At 69.5% G+C, this 19,410-nt stretch carries 18 protein-coding genes and 1 riboswitch; of the genes, 5 read left to right on the forward strand and 13 right to left on the reverse strand.

Features of this window, described 5'->3' with window-relative positions; translation table 11 throughout:
- Positions 1-245: 245 nt before the first annotated feature.
- The gene (locus ACH4MY_RS17110; protein WP_398003641.1) at positions 246-1,610 is read right to left on the reverse strand and encodes an NYN domain-containing protein; all 1,365 of its coding nucleotides are present in this window, start codon (positions 1,608-1,610) and stop codon (positions 246-248) included.
- Positions 1,611-1,643: 33 nt separating this feature from the next.
- Positions 1,644-1,886 (reverse strand): hypothetical protein, encoded by a 243-nt coding sequence (locus ACH4MY_RS17115; RefSeq protein ID WP_017238847.1) that lies wholly within the window; start codon positions 1,884-1,886, stop codon positions 1,644-1,646.
- A 158-nt stretch (positions 1,887-2,044) separates the two neighbouring features.
- Here ACH4MY_RS17115 and ACH4MY_RS17120 point away from each other — a divergent pair, with 158 nt between their 5' ends.
- Complete coding sequence (locus ACH4MY_RS17120) at positions 2,045-2,779, forward strand: rhomboid family intramembrane serine protease (RefSeq protein WP_398003644.1); 735 nt, start codon at positions 2,045-2,047, stop codon at positions 2,777-2,779.
- Positions 2,776-3,057, forward strand: coding sequence for an Lrp/AsnC family transcriptional regulator (locus ACH4MY_RS17125; protein WP_189830680.1), 282 nt, complete (start codon positions 2,776-2,778; stop codon positions 3,055-3,057). Before ACH4MY_RS17120 ends, ACH4MY_RS17125 begins: the two co-directional genes overlap by 4 nt.
- A gap of 70 nt (positions 3,058-3,127) precedes the next feature.
- On the opposite strand, the gene ACH4MY_RS17130 is transcribed toward ACH4MY_RS17125, so the two are convergent.
- The 6 genes from ACH4MY_RS17130 to ACH4MY_RS17155 all read right to left on the reverse strand — a co-directional run bounded on the left by ACH4MY_RS17130 (position 3,128) and on the right by ACH4MY_RS17155 (position 10,349).
- Positions 3,128-4,564 carry an aminotransferase class V-fold PLP-dependent enzyme gene (locus ACH4MY_RS17130; protein ID WP_398003648.1) on the reverse strand — a complete coding sequence of 479 codons (1,437 nt, stop codon included), beginning with the start codon at positions 4,562-4,564 and terminating at the stop codon, positions 3,128-3,130.
- A gap of 208 nt (positions 4,565-4,772) precedes the next feature.
- Positions 4,773-4,889, reverse strand: a riboswitch (SAM riboswitch).
- 88 nt (positions 4,890-4,977) lie between these two features.
- On the reverse strand, positions 4,978-6,042 hold the full coding sequence (gene trpD / locus ACH4MY_RS17135) for an anthranilate phosphoribosyltransferase (RefSeq protein WP_398003651.1): 1,065 nt from the start codon (positions 6,040-6,042) through the stop codon (positions 4,978-4,980).
- Between the two features lie 134 nt (positions 6,043-6,176).
- A complete protein-coding gene (locus ACH4MY_RS17140; protein WP_398003654.1) occupies positions 6,177-7,799 on the reverse strand; it encodes a cytochrome bc complex cytochrome b subunit in 1,623 nt (540 codons plus the stop codon).
- The gene (locus ACH4MY_RS17145; protein WP_398003656.1) at positions 7,796-8,848 is read right to left on the reverse strand and encodes a Rieske 2Fe-2S domain-containing protein; all 1,053 of its coding nucleotides are present in this window, start codon (positions 8,846-8,848) and stop codon (positions 7,796-7,798) included. The genes ACH4MY_RS17140 and ACH4MY_RS17145 overlap by 4 nt, the downstream gene beginning before the upstream one ends.
- Positions 8,845-9,654, reverse strand: coding sequence for a c-type cytochrome (locus tag ACH4MY_RS17150; RefSeq protein ID WP_398003658.1), 810 nt, complete (start codon positions 9,652-9,654; stop codon positions 8,845-8,847). Before ACH4MY_RS17150 ends, ACH4MY_RS17145 begins: the two co-directional genes overlap by 4 nt.
- A 74-nt stretch (positions 9,655-9,728) precedes the next feature.
- Entirely contained in the window at positions 9,729-10,349 is a 621-nt protein-coding gene (locus ACH4MY_RS17155) for a heme-copper oxidase subunit III (protein WP_398003660.1), read from the reverse strand.
- Positions 10,350-10,551: 202 nt separating this feature from the next.
- Between ACH4MY_RS17155 and ACH4MY_RS17160 the strand changes: the two genes are divergently transcribed.
- Positions 10,552-10,953, forward strand: a complete 402-nt coding sequence (locus ACH4MY_RS17160) for a hypothetical protein (RefSeq protein WP_030314377.1) — start codon at positions 10,552-10,554, stop codon at positions 10,951-10,953.
- 54 nt (positions 10,954-11,007) lie between these two features.
- Here the strand turns inward: ACH4MY_RS17160 and ACH4MY_RS17165 are convergent, their stop codons facing one another.
- The 4 genes from ACH4MY_RS17165 to coxB form a co-directional block, all read right to left on the reverse strand.
- Positions 11,008-12,264: an Ig-like domain-containing protein gene (locus ACH4MY_RS17165; RefSeq protein ID WP_398003663.1), complete on the reverse strand. Its 1,257-nt coding sequence runs from the start codon at positions 12,262-12,264 to the stop codon at positions 11,008-11,010.
- Between the two features lie 123 nt (positions 12,265-12,387).
- Entirely contained in the window at positions 12,388-12,786 is a 399-nt protein-coding gene (locus ACH4MY_RS17170) for a cytochrome c oxidase subunit 4 (RefSeq protein ID WP_398003666.1), read from the reverse strand.
- Positions 12,783-14,519, reverse strand: coding sequence for a cytochrome c oxidase subunit I (gene ctaD, locus ACH4MY_RS17175; RefSeq protein ID WP_351898566.1), 1,737 nt, complete (start codon positions 14,517-14,519; stop codon positions 12,783-12,785). Before ctaD ends, ACH4MY_RS17170 begins: the two co-directional genes overlap by 4 nt.
- The gene (gene coxB, locus ACH4MY_RS17180; protein WP_398003669.1) at positions 14,516-15,481 is read right to left on the reverse strand and encodes a cytochrome c oxidase subunit II; all 966 of its coding nucleotides are present in this window, start codon (positions 15,479-15,481) and stop codon (positions 14,516-14,518) included. The genes ctaD and coxB overlap by 4 nt, the downstream gene beginning before the upstream one ends.
- Positions 15,482-15,881: 400 nt before the next feature.
- Between coxB and ACH4MY_RS17185 the strand changes: the two genes are divergently transcribed.
- Positions 15,882-17,270 carry a cysteine desulfurase/sulfurtransferase TusA family protein gene (locus tag ACH4MY_RS17185; RefSeq protein ID WP_398003672.1) on the forward strand — a complete coding sequence of 463 codons (1,389 nt, stop codon included), beginning with the start codon at positions 15,882-15,884 and terminating at the stop codon, positions 17,268-17,270.
- Positions 17,271-18,071: 801 nt separating this feature from the next.
- Here ACH4MY_RS17185 and ACH4MY_RS17190 read toward each other — a convergent pair.
- A complete protein-coding gene (locus ACH4MY_RS17190) occupies positions 18,072-19,046 on the reverse strand; it encodes a carbohydrate kinase family protein (RefSeq protein ID WP_398003674.1) in 975 nt (324 codons plus the stop codon).
- Positions 19,047-19,175: 129 nt separating this feature from the next.
- Here ACH4MY_RS17190 and ACH4MY_RS17195 point away from each other — a divergent pair, with 129 nt between their 5' ends.
- Positions 19,176-19,382: a hypothetical protein gene (locus ACH4MY_RS17195; RefSeq protein ID WP_398003676.1), complete on the forward strand. Its 207-nt coding sequence runs from the start codon at positions 19,176-19,178 to the stop codon at positions 19,380-19,382.
- Positions 19,383-19,410 lie beyond the last annotated feature (28 nt).

Genomic DNA, 19,410 nt, shown 5'->3' on the forward strand with positions numbered 1-19,410 from the left:
CTTCTTCCTCAGAGCCGCCCAACCGGTAAGGGGCAGGCGGTTCCTCCGCCGCCACCCCGGATGGGTGATCAACCGCGCGAAGGTTCGAAGCCTGACCCTAGTGACCAAGTTGTGATCAGTTCAAATCCCACTGGCAAAAATATCTCCCACGCACCACATTATTTACACGCATCGCACGGGCAGTGATGAGCACTTGACGATCTGCCGTCCAGAATTCGGGCATACCGCCCAGGAGTTGCGATGCTTCACGAGAGCCGCGAAAGCCGCTTCAGCAACAAGGCGGACGCGACCGGCCGCGCACCGGCCTTCGCCACTCCGTCGGCCACCTCACGGTCGGTGGAGACCACCACCACCGGCCGGCCGGGCGGCTCCGCCCGCACCAGCTGACGGATCAACTCGTCCGCCGTCACGCCGGGCTTGGAGAACAGCACCCGGACCCCGCGCGGCGGCGCGAGCAGCACCGGAGCCGCCAGCTCCGCCCCGTCGAAGACACAGGTGACCTCGGCGCCCGAGCGGGCCGCCAGGGCCGACAGGCTGCCGAGCAGCCGCAGCCGCTGCTTCTCCAGCGGCATCGTCGGATAGCCGGTCTTGGTGACGTTGTAGCCGTCGACGACCAGATGGGCCTGCGGCAGCGCGAGCAGCTGGTCGAGGAGCGCCGGGTCGGTCTCGGAGAGCGCCCGCGCCGCGATGTCCTTCGGGGACATCCGCCCCGGCTCCACGGCGTCCACGGTGTCCGCCGGGTGCATCGACACGGGCGGCAGCGCGAGTTCACGGCGCAGCCCCTGGGCGGCGTCGAGCACGGTGTCGAGCAGCAGCCGCAGCCGCATGTCCTCCACCGAGCGCCCCTCACGGGCGGTCCTCCGGCTCGCCTCGAGGGCCGCCTCGACCTCGCCGAGCCGGGCCTTGAGCCGCCGGCTCTCGCTCTCGGCGGACGACACCTGGGCCGCCGCCTCCGCCTTCGCTACATCGATCTCGCCCTGGACGCGGCGCAGCGCGGCCTCGCCGCGCTTCACGTCGCTCTGGGCGCTGCGCAGCTTGCGGTGAAGCGATTCCGCTTCCTTCCTGGCCGTCTCCAGGTCGTGCCGCAACTGCTCGGTCTCGCCCCGTGAGCGGTCCCGGGCCGCGGCGAGTTCCTCGCGCAGCCGCTCCAGTTCGCGCCGGCCCGCCTCGTCGGCCCGCTCGGCGTCGACGCGCTGGGCCTCCTCGCCCGCGGCGGCCACGAGCTTGACCCAGCCGGACGGGCGCAGCACATAGGCGGCCGCCGCCACCTCCACGGGGTCGGCGGCGGCGGGCGGGGTCCCGGTCTCGACGGCTCCGGCCAGTTCGGGCTGGTCCTGCTTGAACCGTTCGCCGATCCGCTGCCGGAACAGCGGGTCGCTCTCCAGGGCCGCCGCCATCGCGTTGCCGGCGAACTTGGCCCGCCGGCTGGCGGTGAAACGGGCGTACTGCCGCAGGGGCGCGGGCAGCTCCGCGACGGTCAGCCCGCCGAAGGCGTCAGCGACCAGCGCGACGACCCGCCGCCGTACGCCCTCCGGCAGTGGGTGGTCGAGCGTCTCGGCGGCGTCACCTGCCGCGCCGGTCGGCTCTCCACCGTGCGCGGGCTGCTCCACGATCCGTCACCCCTATGTCTTCCGCGCCGTCCCTCAGGAGGCGGCGCCCGGCCTGTCCACCAGTTCGATCTGATCCACCGCGTTGCACCAGCGGCAGCGGACCGACTCGATGGTCTCACTGACCACCTGCCGCTCCTCGACCGTCGGGTCTCCCGCGAGGTCCAGATGGACGTACTCCACGACCTTGGAGGAGCGCGTCACATCGAATCGGGTCAGGTTGCCGCAGAGCGTGCAGCGCCAGCGGGTCTCGGCGGTCGGCAGGGGAACCGTCGTCATCGTGCCGTCCTTCTTCCTGTTGCGTGGTACCAGGTGCGGGAGCCGCGGTGCGCCGTCGAACTGCGGTCGTACTGCCCGTTACCCTACGGCCTCACCGGTACCCGGGGGCACGGCGAGGCACTCTGTCCAGTTCGGCCCCGGTACGCCATGATCTGTCCATGATCGACTGGCGAGGTGCGGCCCTCGGTGCCTGGCGGGGCACACGCAGCGGACCCACGGTGACGTACGGACTGATCGCCGCCTGCTGCCTGCTCTTCGCGATCGGCCCGGTCTCCGGACTCAACCCGGCGTACGGCACGGGCGACCAGCTCCTCGCGGCGCAGGGCATGTACTTCCGCCGCTGGGGCGTCGTCCCCGCCGAGCTGATGAGCGGCGATCCCCGCGCCCTGCTCACGCCGCTCACCGCGCTCTTCGTCCACGGGAGCTGGCTCCACCTGCTGGGAAACATGCTGTTCCTGTACGTCTTCGGGGCGATGGCCGAGGAACGCATGGGCCCGGTCCAGTTCGCCCTCTTCTATCTGGGCACCGGCTACCTCGCGCTGCTCGGCTACGCGGCGGCGCACGCGAACAGCGAGCAGACCCTGGTCGGGGCGTCCGGTGCGATCTCCGGGGTGCTCGGGGCCTTTCTCTTCCTCTTCCCGCGCTCCCGCGTCACCAGTCTCTTCCCCTTCCTCTTCTTCCTTCCGCTGCGCTTCCCCGCCTGGATCGTGCTGGTCTTCTGGTTCGCGCTGCAGTGGCTGGCCGCGCGGGCGGCGGGCGCCGGTCCCGGCGTCGCCTATCTGGCCCATGTGGTGGGCTTCTCCGTCGGCTTCCTCTACGCCTGGGGGCGCTACCGGGGTGGGGATAGAGTGAAAGCCCCAGCCGCGGCGACCGAGGGAGAAAGCCAGCCGTGATCACCGCGATCGTGCTCATCAAGACCAGCGTGGACCGCATCCCCGAGATCGCCGAGTCGATCGCCTCGCTCGACAGCGTCAGCGAGGTCTTCTCGGTGACCGGCACCTACGACCTCATCGCCATGGTCCGCGTGCCCCGCCACGACGACCTGGCGGACGTGATCCCCGGCAGCATCAGCAAGATCCCGGGCGTCGAGGCCACGGACACGCATGTCGCCTTCCGTACGTACTCCCAGCACGATCTGGAGGCGGCCTTCGCCATCGGTCTGGAGTCCTGAGACTCCTCCGCGGCACGGGTGAAGGGGGCCTCCCGATCGGGAGGCCCCCTTCACCCGTACGAGTGAGTGGTCAGCCGCGGTCCGGAACGCAGCGGCCGTCCTCGGTGCGGTACTTCCACTGCGCGCCGTCCCGGACGAGCTCCTTCACGGCGCCGACGAACCGCTCGACGTGCTCGTCGGGCGTACCGGCGCCGAAGCTCACCCGGATGGCGTTGAGCGAGCGCTCGCCGGGCGCCGCCTCGGGGGCGCCGCACTCGCCCGGGTCCTGCGGGTCGCTGCCGAGCAGCGTGCGGACCAGCGGGTGGGCGCAGAAGAGACCGTCGCGGACGCCGATGCCGTACTCGGCGGAGAGCGCGGCGGCGAAGTGGGAGCTGTTCCAGCCCTCCACGACGAAGGAGATGACACCGACCCGCGGGGCGTCGTCGCCGAACAGCGAGAGCACCCTGACCTCGGGAACCTCGGCGAGTCCTTCCCGGACCGTGGCGATCAGGTGTCGCTCGCGCTCGACGAGCGCGTCGAAGCCCGCCTCGGTGAGCGCCTTGCAGGCGGAGGCGATCGCGTACACGCCGATGACGTTCGGGGAGCCGGCCTCGTGCCGGGCCGCGGTGGTGTGCCACTCCACGTCCACCCCGCCGTCCGCCCGGCGCGCCACCTTGCGGGAGGCGCCGCCGCCCGCGAGGTAGGGCTCGGAGTCCTGCAGCCAGTCGGCGCGGCCCGCGAGGACACCGGAGCCGAAGGGCGCGTACAGCTTGTGCCCGGAGAAGGCGATCCAGTCCACGTCGAGCTCCTGGACGGAGACCGGGTGGTGGGGCGCCAGCTGGGCGGCGTCGAGCACGATCCGGGCGCCGTGGGCGTGCGCGGCGGCGGCGAGCTCCTTCACCGGCCACAGTTCCCCGGTGACGTTGGAGGCGCCGGTGACGCAGACGAGGGCGGGACCGTGGGGGTCGCGGTCGGCGAGGGCGCGTTCCAGGGTCGCGACGGCCTGCTCCGGGGTGCGCGGCGCGTTGAGGTAGGTGACACGGGCGTCCCGCCAGGGCAGCAGCGAGGCGTGGTGCTCGGTCTCGAAGACGAAGACCTCGCAGCCGGCCGGGATCGTGGCGGCGAGCAGGTTGAGGGAGTCGGTGGTGGAGCGGGTGAAGACGACCTGGTCGCCGGGGCGGCAGTCGAGGAACTCGGCCACGGTGACGCGGCTGTTCTCGAAGAGGTCGGTGGAGAGCTGGGAGAGGTAGCCGGCGCCGCGGTGGACGCTGCCGTAGTAGGGGGCGTACGCGGCGACGTCGTCCCAGACCCGCTGGAGGGCCGGCGCGCTGGCCGCGTAGTCGAGCGCCGCGTAGGTCACCTCGCCGCCGGTGACGAGCGGGACGGTGACGTCCCGGCCGAGGACGGGCAGCGGGGCGGCGCAGCAGGGGTCGGCGGCCTCGGCGGTCACGGTCTCGACGGCGGTGGCGACGGTCTCGACGGCGACGGCGGTAACGGTGGCGGTGGCGACGTCAGGGCGTGCGGACATGGCGATATCTCCCGGCGGGCGGTGCGGAATGGCTTCGGTGAGCCCGTACGCGGCCGGACACGGCGGGGTACGGGTGATGCCTCGGAAGACATGGAGGTACACGGAAGTGACCCTGATCCGAGGGTGAAGTGGGGGCGTATTCGCCCTATCGCATTCGCTTGCTCACGGAAAAAGCTCCTCGAGAGACCAGGACCCCTGGTGTTCGAGGGGTCCGCGCTTGCCGTAGACCTCGCTGCCTACGGCCTGGTCATCACCCGGGGCACCCCGCCACGGACGGAGGGTTGCCGGACAGCAAGCCGGGGCCAAAACGCTGTCACTCGTGACCTGTAGAGCATCCTGCCACATGATCGACGAAGCGCAAGACCCCGGTCCGCATGCTGGACCGGGGCCGGAGGTGAATCCCGCGCGGGAGGCTAGGCGTTGCTGACGGCGATCCAGCGTTCCAGGGCCCGCCGGGCCTCACCGGAGTCGACCGCCTCCGCCGCCTGTGCGATACCGGCGCGGATCTGCTCCACCAGGGTGCCCTCCCCCGGCGCGAGCGCGGTCAGCGCCGCGGCCGAGTTGAGCAGCACCGCGTCCCGTACCGGACCGGTCTCCCCGGCGAGCAGCCGGCGGGCGACATCGGCGTTGAACGAGGCGTCCGCGCCGCGCAGTGCCTCCACCGGTACGAGCTCGATGCCGACGTCCCGGGGATCGAAGGCCTCCTCCCGCACCGAGCCGTCGCGGACCACCCAGACCCGTGACGTGGCCGTGGTGGTCAGCTCGTCCAGGCCGTCGTCGCCGCGGAAGACCAGCGCGGAGGAGCCGCGCTCGGCGAGCACCCCGGCCATGATGGGAGCCATCCGGGCGTCGGCGACGCCGGTGGCCTGGGCCCTGACCCGGGCGGGGTTGGTGAGCGGACCGAGGAAGTTGAAGGTGGTCCGGATGCCGAGCTCCTTGCGGGCGGCGGCGACGTGCCGCAGCGCCGGGTGGAACTTCACCGCGAAGCAGAAGGTGATCCCGGCCTCCTCGGCGACCTCGGCGACCCGTCGCGGGGTCAGCTCCAGGTTGACGCCGAGCTTCTCCAGGACGTCGGACGCGCCGGAGGCGGAGGACGCGGCCCGGTTGCCGTGCTTCACGACCTTGGCGCCGGTGCCGGCGACGACGATCGCGGACATCGTGGAGATGTTGACGGTCTTGGCGCCGTCGCCGCCGGTTCCGACGATGTCGACGGAGGGGCCGGGCACCTCGATCGTGTTGGCGTGCTCGTACATGGTGCGGACGAGGCCGGTGATCTCGTCGACGGTCTCGCCCTTGGCGCGCAGGGCGACCGCGAAGCCGGCGATCTGGGCGTCGGTGGCCTCGCCGCGGAGGATCCGGTCCATCGCCCAGGCGGTGTCCTCCGCGCTCTGGTCGCGGCCGGTCAGCAGACCTTCCAGGACGACGGGCCAGGAGCGGCCCGCCGACGTAGGTCCTCCAGCGGGGGTCGCAGCGCTCATGGCAGCTCCTGGTCAGTCCGTAGGGAATACGGCTCCACCCTATCGACCCCGGGGGACGGCGAAGAGCCCCGTCCATCGAATGGACGGGGCTCTTGCCGTGGCGACTTCTTCAGGAAGCCGGGGGGTTCGGGCGATCAGTGGTGGCCGTGGCCGCTCTGGATCTCCTTGTACTCCTCGACCGTGGGCTTGGCGACCTGGTTGTCGTCGCCGTAGTAGCCCTTGTTGAGCTTGACCCGGAGCTTCTCCACGCGCCCGATCTTGCGCTCCACACCGTTCTCGTCGACGGCCGGCGGAAGCTCCGCGGCGTCGTACTGCTCGTGCGCCGTGAGGCGGTGCAGCTCGCCCTGGCTGAGCGGCTCGTGGATCTCGACGAACTCACCGTGCGGCAGGCGCTTGATGATGCCGGACTCGCGGCCGTGCAGCACCTTGTCCTTGTCGCGGCGCTGGAGGCCGAGGCAGATCCGCTTGGTGACGACGAACGCGATGACCGGGCCGACGAAGAAGAAGATCCGGACGAACCAGGTGATCGAGTTGAGCGACAGGTGGAAGTGGGTCGCCCAGAGGTCGTTTCCACCACCCACGAGCATGATCATGTACGCGGTGATCCAGGCGACACCGAAACCGGTGCGCGTCGGAGCGTTGCGCGGGCGCTGCGCGATGTGGTGCTCGCGCTTGTCGCCGGTGATCCACGACTCGATGAACGGGTAGACCGCGATCGCCGCGAGGACCGCCGGGAAGATCGCCAGCGGGATCATCACGCCGAGGACCAGCGTGTGGCCCCAGAGGTTGATCTCCCAGCCCGGCATGACACGGATCAGACCCTCGGCGAAGCCCATGTACCAGTCGGGCTGGGCGCCGGTGGACACCTGGTCCGGGCGGTACGGGCCGATGGCCCAGATCGGGTTGATCGAGGCGATCGCCGCGACGATGGCGATGACACCGAAGACCAGGAAGAAGAAGCCTCCGGCCTTGGCCATGTAGACCGGCAGCAGCGGCATGCCCACGACGTTCTTGTTCGTGCGGCCGGGGCCCTCGAACTGCGTGTGCTTGTGGAAGAACACCAGGATGAGGTGGGCCACCACGAGGCCGAGCATGATGCCGGGCAGCAGCAGGACGTGGGCCGAGTAGAACCGGGCCACGAAGTCGCCGCCGGGGAACTCCCCGCCGAACAGGAACATCGACAGGTACGTGCCGATGACCGGCACGGACAGGATCGCGCCCTGCATGAAGCGGACACCGGTGCCGGAGAGCAGGTCGTCCGGGAGCGAGTAACCGGTGAAACCGGTGAACATGCCCAGGAAGAACAGCAGGAAGCCGAACAGCCAGTTGATCTCACGCGGCTTGCGGAACGCACCCGTGAAGAACACGCGCATCATGTGCACGAACATGCCGGCGAGGAAGATCAGCGCCGCCCAGTGGTGGATCTGCCGGATCAGCAGACCACCGCGCACCTCGAACGAGATGTGCATGGTCGAGTTGAACGCCTCGGACATCAGCTGTCCCTGGAGCGGGACGTACGGTCCGACGTACTCCACCTCGTTCATCGACGGGTGGAAGAACAACGTCAGATAGACGCCCGTCAGGATGATGATGAGGAAGCTGTAGAGGCAGATCTCGCCCAGCATGAAGGACCAGTGGTCCGGGAAGATCTTCCGCATGTTGGCCTTGGCCAGCGTGTAGATCCCCAGGCGTCCATCGGCCCAGTCGGCGACCCGCTCACCTGCGGGTGCCTTCTTCGTATCGGTCACGGTGCTCATCCGCGCTCCCAGAAGGACGGACCGACGGGCTCGTCGAAGTCGCCGAGCGCCTCCAGGAAGCCCTTGTCGTTCACGCCGATCCGCAGCTGCGGGAGGGCGTGACCGGCCGGGCCGAAGATGACGCGGGCGCCGTCGGAGAGGTCGAAGGTGGACTGGTGGCACGGGCAGAGGACGTGGTGCGTCTGCTGCTCGTACAGGGAGATCGGGCAGCCCACGTGGGTGCAGATCTTCGAGAACGCGACGATGCCCTCGTGCGACCACTCGAGCTCGCGCTTGTCCTTGATGTCCTCCGGCTGGATCCGGATGATCATCAGGGCGGCCTTGGCGATCTCGGTCTGGAAGTGGTGGTCGTGCTCCGAGAGGCCCTCGGGCATCGCGAAGGTCAGCGAACCGACCGCGACGTCCTCGGGACGCAGCGGCTCGTGCGTGTTCATGTTGATGAGCTGAAGGCCCTTGGTCCACATGGTGGTCCGGAGCTTCTTCTCGGGCAGCGGGCCCATGTCACGCAGCAGGACGATGCCGGAGAGCGGTACGAGCGACAGCGCGCCGAACATCGTGTTGCGGATGAGCTTGCGGCGGCCCATGCCCGACTCCGCGGCACCGGCCGCGAAGTCCGCCATGACCTTCGCCTTGGTCTCGGCGTCGGCCTGGATCGGGTGACGCTCGTCCGCGATCTCGACGTCGGACATCAGGGTGCGGGCCCAGTGGACCGCGCCCGCGCCGATGAAGAAGAGGGCGAGACCGAGGGTCCAGCCGAGCGCGAAGTTGAGCGCGGACACCCGGCCGAAGGGCCAGATGTACACGATCTTGTCGACCGGGAAGATCACGTACGACGCGATGAAGCCGACCGTGGCCAGCATCGAGAGCGTGAACATGAAGGCGACCGCGCGCTCGGACCGACGGGCGGCCCGCTCGTCGATGTCCTGGATGCGGGGCTTGTGGGGCGGAAGGCCCGGGTCGGCGAACGGCTCGTCGGCGACCATCACCGCGCCGTGCGCGGTGTCCTGCCCTGCCGGCAGGTTCTCTTCTGGAATCTCTTGGCTACTCATGACTTCTTGGCCTTAGCGGTGTGGGCCGCGACCCAGATGGCAACTGCGATCAGCGCGCCCAGACCGAAGACCCAGGCGAACAGGCCCTCACTGACGGGGCCGAGGCCACCGAGCGAGAGACCGCCCGGGCTGTCGGCCTTCTCGCCGTTGACGGCCTGGACGTACGCGATGATGTCCTTCTTCTCCTTCTCCGGCATGGTCGTGTCCGGGAAGGAGGGCATGTTCTGCGGGCCGGTCTGCATGGCCTCGAACAGGTGCTTCGGGCTCACGCCTTCCAGGTTGGGGGCGTACTTGCCGTAGGTCAGCGCGCCACCCTCTCCGGTGAAGTTGTGGCACTGGGCACAGTTGGTGCGGAACAGTTCGCCACCCTTGGCGATGTCCGCGCCGTCAGGGCTGTACTGGCCCTCGGTCGGCGTGATCGGGCCGGCACCGAGAGAGGCGACGTACGCCGCGAGCTGATCGATCTCAGCCTGCGAGTAGATGACCTTCTTCTTCGGGACCTGGGCGCCCGGCTGCTGGGCCGGCATGCGACCCGTGCCGACCTGGAAGTCGACGGCGGCCGAACCGACGCCTACGAGGGACGGGCCGTCAGTGGTGCCCTGACCCCCGGTTCCGTGGCAGCTGGCGCAGCCGACGGAGTAGAGCTTCTTGCCCTCCTCGATGGCGAGGGACTGGGCGGTTTCATCGGCCTTCGCCGTGCCCGCGGGCGCGAACGCGGCGTACAGCCCCCCAGTGGCCGCCAGCGCGAGAAGTAGGACGACGACCGCCGCCAGCGGATGGCGTCGTCGTGCGGAGAGCTTTTTCACGGATTACCCCGGTGTCAGGATCTTCTGCGTCGATGCTTGCTGGATGTCTCGGTCCGCCGTGACGGCGGCGCCGATTACTTGATCATGTAGATCGTGGCGAAGAGGCCGATCCAGACGACATCGACGAAGTGCCAGTAGTAGGACACGACGATGGCGGCGGTTGCCTGCTCGTGAGTGAACCTCTTGGCGGCGTATGTCCGGCCCAGGACCAGCAGGAAGGCGATGAGTCCGCCCGTCACATGCAGTCCGTGGAAGCCGGTGGTCAGGTAGAACACGGAGCCGTACGGGTCCGACGAGAGCGAGAGGCCCTCGTGCTTCACCAGCTCGGTGTACTCGAAGACCTGGCCGCCGATGAAGATCGAACCCATCACGAACGTGATGATGAACCACGACCGGAGCTTCTTCACGTCGCCCCGCTCGGCGGCGAAGACGCCGAGCTGACAGGTGAGGGAGGAGAGCACCAGGATCGTGGTGTTGGTCGCCGAGAACGGGAAGTTCAAGGCCGAAGCCTTTTCCGCCCAGAACTCGGCACCCGTCACCGATCGCAGGGTGAAGTACATCGCGAAGAGGGCCGCGAAGAACATCAGCTCGGAGCTCAACCAGATGATGGTTCCGACGCTGGTGAGGTTCGGTCGATTGACCGACGGGTGCGCGTGCCCTGTTTCTACTGTCGTTACTGTCGCCACGACCGACATTATGTCGGTCGCTTATCCCGCCCTCACTCCGGGGGGTGCCGTTCGGAGTGTCAGAGGGGTGTGTCAGGCCCGAACGGCCCAGTGCGAGGGCCTCCCGGCACCCTTCGAACAGGTGTTGAACGGGTGTTGACGGGGTGTGGACCGGAGTAGCATCCGCGCATCGGTCGACGACGACCCACCCGCCTTCCCAGCCGGAGGAACGATGCAGTCGAGTGCCACGGTCCTGGTCTACAGCGACGACGCGAACACCCGCGAGCAGGTACGGCTGGCGGCCGGGCGCAGGCCCGCGTCCGACGTCCCCCCGGTGGAGTTCGTGGAGTGCGCGACGCTTCCCGCGGTCCTGAAGCGCCTGGACGAGGGCGGCATCGACGTGTGCGTCCTGGACGGCGAGGCGGTGCCCGCGGGCGGCATGGGCGTCTGCCGGCAGATCAAGGACGAGGTCTTCCACTGCCCGCCCGTGCTGCTGCTCATCGGCCGCCCCCAGGACGCCTGGCTGGCCACCTGGAGCCGCGCGGACGCCGCGGTCACCCTTCCGGTCGAACCGGTCGAGTTCGCGGCGTCCTTGGCGTCCCTCATCCGCTCGCGCCTGTCGATCGACGCGTAGGGGCCGCGGGCCCTGTGAGCCCGGCTCCGGCGCTCGGGAGGCGAACCGGGCCCCTCACAGAGGGAGGGGCCTGAGGCGGGCCTTCTCGGTGGTGGCGACCGGGCTCCCGGTGGCCTCCACCAGGGCGCTGCCCTCGCGCCACTTGGCCCACGGCAGGTTCCAGTCGCCGAAGCCGTTGCCGAAGGTGTCCATCGTGTCGCCGTAGCTGTTGACGACGCGGACGATGTCTCCGGCGCGGACGGTCTCGTAGAACCAGGCCGCGTTGCCGGTCGACATGCCGACACAGCCGTGGCTGACGTTCGCCACGCCCTGCGAGCCGACGGACCAGGGCGCGGCGTGGACGTACTCGCCGCTCCAGGTGACCCGGGTCGCGTAGTAGACGGGCAGGTCGTACGACTCGGAGCTGCCCTCGGCGATGCCGATGCTGGTGCCCCGCATCCGGACGTAGTACTCCTTGCCGAGCACCACCTTGATGCCGTTTCGGGTGGAGAATCCCGGTTTGCCGGTGGTCACCGGAATGGTATTGATCACTTCTCCGTTGCGCCGCACGGTCATGTAGTGCGACCCGGCGTCCGCGACGGCCTCGATCCGGTCGCCGATGGTGAGCTTCAGCGGCTTGGACGCGCCGCCGTAGAGCTTGTCGCCGACCTTGAGGCCGTCGAGGTTGCCGGTGACCGTGACGCGCGCGCCGGCCGGCCAGTACTCCTTCGGGCGGAAGTGCAGCTTCTTGTCGTCCACCCAGTACCAGGCGCCCTCGACGGAGGGTGTGGAACGGACCTTGAGGGCCCGCTCGACTATGGCGCGGGAGTCCCGGTCCTTGACGGCGAGACTGAGCTCGGCCGTGATGGGCTGCCCGACGCCGTAGGTGCCCGCCTCCGGGCCGAAGGCCGCGGTGAGGGCCTGTTTGGCCGGGGCCGTCTCGAACGTGAACGTACGGGCACCTGGGGCGCCGTCCTCGTCCTCGGTGGAGACCCGGACGGTGTAGCGCGCACCGGCGGCCAGGGCGGCCGTGGAGCGCCAGCGCTGTCCGTCCGCGGTGAGTTCGCCCGCCAGATGGCGGCCGGAGGCGTCGGTGGCGGTGACGTCGGTGATGCGCCCGTCATCGCCCTTGGCGGTGATCTCCAGAGGCTTCTCGGGGTCCGCCTTGGCACCGTCCGAGGGAGCGCTGACCGCGAGCTGATCCGCCGCGTCGTACGCCCTCGCCGACAGCGGATGGCCGTCGGAGCCCGCACACGAGGTGGCGCCGGCGGTGACGGTGACGGCCAGAAGAGTGCAGCTCAGAACAGTCCGAATGCGCGGCGTGTCGTTCATGACTTCACGCTAAGGACTGTCCTCGCCACCAGCGCGTCGAGTGCGCCAAAAGAGGGGCCCGGACACTTCGATGACGAAGTGTCCGGGCCCCTCCGGGGTGCTCCGGTGCGGAGCGGGGTACCGCTACTGGTTCTGGTTCTCGCCTCGGTAGAACTCGAAGACCCAGCCGAAGAGACCGACCAGGATCAGCGGGGCGGAGAAGTACAGGATCCACCAGCCCATGGCGATGGCCAGGAAGGCGAGCGCGCCACCGACGGCCAGCGACAGCGGCTGCCAGCTGTGCGGGGCGAAGAAGCCCAGCTCACCGGCCTCGTCCGCGACGTCGGCCTCCTTGTCGTCCTGCGCCATCGCGTCGACACGCTTGGCCGTGAAGGCCAGGTAGTAGCCGATCATGATGGAGAGGCCGAACGCCAGGAACAGCGCCGTCGTACCGACCGGCTCCTTCGACCAGACGCCGTACAGGATCGCCATGGCAAGGATGAAGACGCTCAGCCAGATGAACATCTTGCCTTGGATCTTCACTTGCCGGCCTCCTTGCTGCCCGTGAGGGCCTCGGCCTCGTGCGGCTTGTTCTCGAGCTGGTCGAGAGCGGCGATCTCAGGGTGGTGCAGGTCGAACGCCGGCGATTCCGAACGGATCCGCGGCAGGGTGAGGAAGTTGTGCCGCGGCGGCGGGCAGGACGTCGCCCATTCGAGCGAACGGCCGTAGCCCCACGGGTCGTCGACCTCGATCTTCTTGCCGTACTTGGCGGTCTTCCAGACGTTGTAGAGGAACGGCAGGATCGACAGACCGAGCAGGAAGGAGGAGATCGTCGAGATCGTGTTCAGCGCGGTGAAGCCGTCGGCGTCGAGGTAGTCCGCGTAACGACGCGGCATGCCCTCGGCACCGAGCCAGTGCTGCACCAGGAAGGTGCCGTGGAAGCCGATGAACAGCGTCCAGAACGTCATCTTGCCGAGCCGCTCGTCCAGCATCTTGCCCGTGAACTTCGGCCACCAGAAGTGGAACCCGGCGAACATCGCGAAGACCACGGTGCCGAAGACGACGTAGTGGAAGTGCGCGACGACGAAGTACGAGTCGGAGACGTGGAAGTCCATCGGCGGCGAGGCCAGGATGACGCCCGTCAGACCACCGAAGGTGAAGGTGATCAGGAAGCCGATCGTCCAGAGCATCGGTGTCTCGAAGGACAGCGAGCCCTTCCACATCGTTCCGATCCAGTTGAAGAACTTCACGCCCGTCGGTACGGCGATGAGGAACGTCATGAAGGAGAAGAACGGTAGAAGCACGCCACCGGTGACGTACATGTGGTGCGCCCACACGGTCACGGACAGGCCGGCGATCGCGATGGTCGCGGCCACCAGACCGATGTAGCCGAACATCGGCTTACGGCTGAAGACCGGGATGACCTCGGAGACGATGCCGAAGAAGGGCAAGGCGATGATGTACACCTCTGGGTGTCCGAAGAACCAGAAGAGGTGTTGCCACAGCAAGGCGCCGCCGTTGGCAGCGTCGAAGACATGGGCACCGAACTTGCGGTCCGCCTCCAGGGCGAACAGCGCGGCCGCCAGCACCGGGAAGGCGAGCAGGACCAGAACACCGGTCAGCAGCACGTTCCAGGTGAAGATCGGCATACGGAACATCGTCATGCCCGGAGCGCGCATGCAGATGATCGTGGTGATGAAGTTGACCGAACCGAGGATCGTGCCGAAGCCGGAGAAGGCCAGACCCATGATCCACATGTCGGCGCCGACACCCGGCGAGCGGACGGCGTCCGACAGCGGGGAGTAGGCGAACCAGCCGAAGTCGGCCGCACCCTGCGGGGTGAGGAAGCCGGCCACCGCGATGATCGAGCCGAAGAGGTACAGCCAGTACGCGAACATGTTCAGCCGCGGGAACGCCACGTCGGGCGCGCCGATCTGCAGCGGCATGATCCAGTTCGCGAATCCGGCGAACAGCGGCGTCGCGAACATCAGCAGCATGATCGTGCCGTGCATCGTGAACGCCTGGTTGAACTGCTCGTTCGACATGATCTGCGTACCCGGACGGGCCAGCTCGGCGCGCATGAAGAGCGCCATGAGTCCGCCGATGCAGAAGAAGACGAACGACGTGACCAGGTACATCGTCCCGATCGTCTTGTGGTCGGTGGTGGTCAGCCACTTGATCACGACGTTGCCGGGCTGCTTGCGCCGTACGGGCAGCTCGTTCTCGTACGAGTCCTCAGCTGCGGCGGCACCCTGGGTTTCGTTGTGGATGCTCACAGTTGGTTCTTCTCCGCATTCCTGGCCGGGTCCGTCTGCTCGATGCCAGACGGGATGTAGCCGGTCTGCCCCTTCTCGGCCAGCTCCTTCAGGTGCTGCTGGTAGCGCTCCGGAGAGACCACCTTGACGTTGAAGAGCATCCGGGAGTGGTCGACACCGCACAGCTCGGCGCACTTGCCGAGGAAGGTGCCTTCCTGCGTCGGGGTGACCTCGAAGGAGTTCGTGTGACCCGGGATGACGTCCTGCTTCATGAGGAAGGGGACCACCCAGAAGGAGTGGATCACGTCACGCGAGGTCAGGACGAACCGGACCTTCTCGCCCTTCGGCAGCCACAGGGTGGGACCCGGGTTGCCCGTCTGCGGGTTGCGGTCGCCGGGGATACCGGCGTCGTAGACACCGCCGGCGTTCTCCGGGAAGTCCGCGAGGAACTTGTCCGGAAGCGAGGCGAGGTTCTTGTCCGTCTTGGCGTCACCCGACACACCGGGCACGTTCTCGACGTAGTTGAAGCCCCAGCTCCACTGGTAGCCGACCACGTTGACCGTGTGAGCCGGCTTCGGGGTGAGCTCGAGGAGCTTCGACTCGTCGCGCGCGGTGAAGTAGAAGAGCACCGAGACGATGATGAGCGGAGTGACCGTGTACAGCGCCTCGATGGGCATGTTGTACCGGGTCTGCGGGGGGACCTCGATCTTGGTCCTGCTCCGCCGGTGGAAGATGACGGACCAGATGATCAGGCCCCACACCAGGATGCCGGTGATGAGCGCAGCCGCCCACGAGCCCTGCCACAGGGAGAGGATCCGGGGAGCCTCTTCCGTGACGGGGGTGGGCATACCAAGGCGGGGGAAGTCTTCCCAGTTGTACGAGCAGCCCGTGGCTGTCGCCAGGATCAGGCCCGCAGTCAGCACCTGCGGCAGCTTCCGCCGCATCGGGCGCCGCGACGAGCGGTCGGAGCCGTTGGGACTCACGTAGCGCCTTCCCGAGAGTCTCGGCCCGCGTTGGTCGGCCACGGCCGTCCGTCTCGCTGGTCGGTCGCCGCCCCGGCCGCGGGCAGGGGTTTGGATGTTTATGCGGACCAAACCCTACTGGACGCTATTTGGGGTCGCGCGGGGAGGGTGCCCAACGCGCCGTCCGAGTCCCCGAAGGGGTGGACTCCGGGGTTCCGGAGGGGGGTCGGACGCGTCCGTTCGGCGGTCTGCCGGTCGGCCTCGCCGCGCTTCTGACGAGGGCTCACGAGGGGCTCGCCGCAGACCCGCGGAGGGCTCACGGAGGGCTCGCCGAGGACATGCCGCGGACCCGCCGCGGACTCCCCTCGGACGCGCCCCGGGCGGGCGCCGATCGCCCGCACCCAGGCTCTACGGTGGGCGGATGCCGTATTTCGACGCCGCGTCCGCCGCCCCGCTCCACCCCGTCGCCCGCCAGGCACTGCTCGCCTCCCTGGACGAGGGCTGGGCCGATCCGGCCCGGCTGTACCGGGAGGGACGGCGGGCCCGGCTGCTGCTCGACGCGGCGCGGGAGGCCGCGGCCGAGGCCGTGGGCTGCCGCCCCGACGAGCTCGTGTTCACTCCTTCGGGGACACGCGCGGTTCACGCGGGAATCTCGGGATCTCTCGCGGCACGTCGGCGTGTCGGAAACCGCATCGTGGTGTCCGCGGTCGAACACTCCTCCGTCCTGCACGCGGCCGAGACGCACGCGGCGGGCGGCGGCGCCGTCACCGAGGTGCCGGTGGGCCGGTCCGGGGCGGTGGACGCGGACGCCTTCGCGGCGGCACTGGACTCCGGGACGGCCCTCGCCTGCCTTCAGTCGGCCAACCACGAGGTGGGGACCGAGCAGCCCGTGGCGGAGGCCGCCGAGGCCTGCCGGGCGGCGGGCGTCCCGCTGCTCGTGGACGCGGCCCAGTCGCTCGGCTGGGGGCCCGTGGAGGGCGGCTGGTCACTGCTCGCGGCGAGCGCGCACAAGTGGGGCGGCCCGGCGGGCGTGGGACTGCTCGCCGTCCGCAAGGGAGTCAGGTTCGCACCCCAAGGCCCCACGGACGAAAGGGAGTCGGGCCGGGCGCCCGGCTTCGAGAACCTGCCCGCGATCGTGGCGGCGGCGGCCTCGCTGCGCGCGGTACGGGCCGAGGCCGCCGCCGAGGGGGCCCGACTGCGGGCCCTGGTCGACCGGATCCGGACGCGGGTGCCGGAGCTCGTGCCGGACGTGGAGGTGGTGGGCGACCCGGTGCGCCGGCTCCCCCATCTCGTCACCTTCTCCTGTCTCTATGTCGACGGAGAGACCCTGCTGCACGAGCTGGACCGGGAGGGTTTCTCCGTTTCGTCCGGTTCGTCGTGCACGAGTTCGACACTGACGCCCAGCCATGTGCTGCGCGCGATGGGCGTGCTGAGCGAGGGGAACGTCCGGGTGTCCCTGCCCACCGGCACCACCCCGGAAGACGTGGACCGCTTCCTCGACGTACTGCCGGGCGTCGTCGCGGGAGTACGCGAACGACTCGGCGCCCCGGCCGCGACGCCCACCGCCGGTCCGGCGGACTCCGGCTCACTCGTCGTGGACGCGCTCGGCCGGCGCTGCCCGATCCCGGTGATCGAACTGGCCAAGGTGATCGGAGACGTCCCGGTCGGCGGCACGGTGACGGTCCTCTCGGACGACGCGGCGGCGCGGCTGGACATTCCGGCGTGGTGCGAGATGCGGGGCCAGGAGTACGTGGGCGAGTCGCCGTCGGAACGGGGCGGTGTGGCGTACGTGATCCGACGGCGCACCTGAGCGGTGGCCTGCGGCCGCTGTGTCTGAGGCCGGCCCGCTGCGGGCCGCGGTCGCGCCTGAGCGGGTGGCCTGCCGCCATGTCTGAGCGGGTGGGCCCGCCGCCGTGCTTGAGGCCCGGGTCCGGCTGCGGGCCGTGTCCGCGCCTGAGCGGGTGGGCTGCCGCCGCGCCTTAGCGGGTGAGCCTCCGCCGTACCTGGGGCACGGTCCGCTGCGGGCCGCGGGGCCCCTTTGCGGACACGCGGTCGGTTGTGGGCCGCGGGCCACTCGGCGCCCTCGCCTCCTCCGCGTGGGGTCCGCGCCGCGCCCGGACCACCGCCGCGTGGCTGCGCCTACGCCGCCCGCCCTCGCCCACCCCCGTGTGGGCAATCGTCCCGCTGGGGCGGGACGGGTGGGCACACGGGACGGCGCCCTTGGCGGCGCGTCCGCCCCCTGCGCCCGAACCCGCACAAACAGCGCGACGCACATCCGGTGCGGGTTACGGCAAGGAAGCCTGGGCCCGGCAAGGGGCGACGTTCCGTTGTGCCCACCCGTTCCGCCCTGGGGGTCCCCCCGGACGGAGTCTGGGGGAGGAACAGCTGCCCACAACGAGGTGCGGCGGAGCGACGCCCGACCCGACCAGCCGTCCCGGCCCGGCCCGGCCCGGCGGAACCGTTGCCGACAACGAGGTGGGCGGAGCGACGCTCGGCGTGACCAGCCGTTTCGGGTCGTGGGGGTGAAGCTCGGCGCCCGAGGGGGCAGGACGCCGGGCTCAGCGGCGGGGCGCCGGCGCCCGAAGGCGCGGGCGCCGGCGTTCCGGAGGGGTCAGGACAGGTGGGACTGGACCTCCGCGGCCGCGTCCTCGCCGTACGCCTTGGTGAAGCGCTCCATGAAGTTGGCGCGACGCAGCGTGTACTCCTGCGTGCCCAGCGTCTCGATGACCAGCGTGGCCAGCATGCAGCCGACCTGCGCCGCGCGCTCGAGGCCGACGCCCCAGGAGAGGCCGCTGAGGAAGCCGGCGCGGAAGGCGTCACCGACGCCGGTGGGGTCGACCTTCGCGGTCTCCTCGGGGCAGCCGACCTCGATCGGGGTCTCGCCGACGCGCTCGATGCGGACACCGCGCGAGCCGAGCGTGGTGACCCGGTGGCCGACGCGGGAGAGGATCTCGGCGTCGGTCCAGCCCGTCTTGGACTCGATGAGGCCCTTCTCGTACTCGTTGGAGAAGAGGTAGGTGGCGCCCTCCAGGAGGGTGCGGATCTCGTTGCCCTCCATGCGCGCGATCTGCTGCGAGAAGTCGGCGGCGAAGGGGATCTCCCGCGTCTTGCACTCCTCCGTGTGGCGGAGCATCGCCTCGGGGTCGTCGGCGCCGATCAGGACGAGGTCGAGCCCGCCGACCCGGTCGGCGACGGCCTTGAGCTCGATCAGCCGGGCCTCGCTCATCGCGCCCGTGTAGAAGGAGCCGATCTGGTTGTGGTCCTTGTCCGTGGTGCAGACGAAGCGGGCGGTGTGCAGCACCTCGGAGATGCGCACCGAGCCGGTGTCGACGCCGTGGCGGTCGAGCCAGCCGCGGTATTCGTCGAAGTCGTAGCCGGCCGCGCCCACGAGGATCGGGCTGCCGCCGAGCTGTCCCATGCCGAAACAGATGTTGGGGCCGACGCCGCCACGGCGGACGTCGAGGTTGTCGACGAGGAAGGAGAGGGACACCGTGTGGAGCTGGTCGGCCACGAGCTGGTCGGCGAACCGGCCGGGGAAGGTCATGAGGTGGTCGGTGGCGATGGAGCCGGTGACTGCGATACGCACGGCGGGTGCTCCTGCGGGAAGGCGGTAATGACAGTTCACGCTACCGGGTGGGGGGCTCCCTGCCGACCAGTGGAAACTACCCCAGAGTAGGCCTTTTCCCCGAGGGTGTGAGGTGCATACGGTGCGCCCATGACCATCTACCCCGCTTCACGTGAGCGACACGAGTCCGAGTTGAGCCTCGCCGACCTGCGGGGCGACGGCGCACGGATGGCTCCGCACTGGGTGACCCCGGTCTCCCCCGCGCCCGCTCGGGTCTCCCCCGCACTGATCCACGGAGTCGTCGTACCGGCCGCTTCGGCGCGGCTGATCGACGCCACCGCGGAATACGGGGGCTGACGGACGGAACCGTCCGCCCGCCCGCTCC

The sequence above is a fragment of the Streptomyces sp. NPDC017246 genome (assembly GCF_044331325.1).
Lineage (GTDB): Bacteria > Actinomycetota > Actinomycetes > Streptomycetales > Streptomycetaceae > Streptomyces.

Excerpts from the sequence above, each read along its gene's own strand:
- trpD (WP_398003651.1), bottom strand. The coding sequence starts at position 6,042 with ATGAGCGCTGCGACCCCCGCTGGAGGACCTACGTCGGCGGGCCGCTCC.
- ACH4MY_RS17140 (WP_398003654.1), bottom strand. The coding sequence starts at position 7,799 with ATGAGCACCGTGACCGATACGAAGAAGGCACCCGCAGGTGAGCGGGTC.
- ACH4MY_RS17120 (WP_398003644.1), top strand. The coding sequence starts at position 2,045 with ATGATCGACTGGCGAGGTGCGGCCCTCGGTGCCTGGCGGGGCACACGC.
- ACH4MY_RS17195 (WP_398003676.1), top strand. The coding sequence starts at position 19,176 with ATGACCATCTACCCCGCTTCACGTGAGCGACACGAGTCCGAGTTGAGC.
- ACH4MY_RS17185 (WP_398003672.1), top strand. The coding sequence starts at position 15,882 with ATGCCGTATTTCGACGCCGCGTCCGCCGCCCCGCTCCACCCCGTCGCC.
- ACH4MY_RS17160 (WP_030314377.1), top strand. The coding sequence starts at position 10,552 with ATGCAGTCGAGTGCCACGGTCCTGGTCTACAGCGACGACGCGAACACC.
- ACH4MY_RS17145 (WP_398003656.1), bottom strand. The coding sequence starts at position 8,848 with ATGAGTAGCCAAGAGATTCCAGAAGAGAACCTGCCGGCAGGGCAGGAC.
- ACH4MY_RS17155 (WP_398003660.1), bottom strand. The coding sequence starts at position 10,349 with ATGTCGGTCGTGGCGACAGTAACGACAGTAGAAACAGGGCACGCGCAC.
- ACH4MY_RS17165 (WP_398003663.1), bottom strand. The coding sequence starts at position 12,264 with ATGAACGACACGCCGCGCATTCGGACTGTTCTGAGCTGCACTCTTCTG.
- ACH4MY_RS17115 (WP_017238847.1), bottom strand. The coding sequence starts at position 1,886 with ATGACGACGGTTCCCCTGCCGACCGCCGAGACCCGCTGGCGCTGCACG.
- ACH4MY_RS17130 (WP_398003648.1), bottom strand. The coding sequence starts at position 4,564 with ATGTCCGCACGCCCTGACGTCGCCACCGCCACCGTTACCGCCGTCGCC.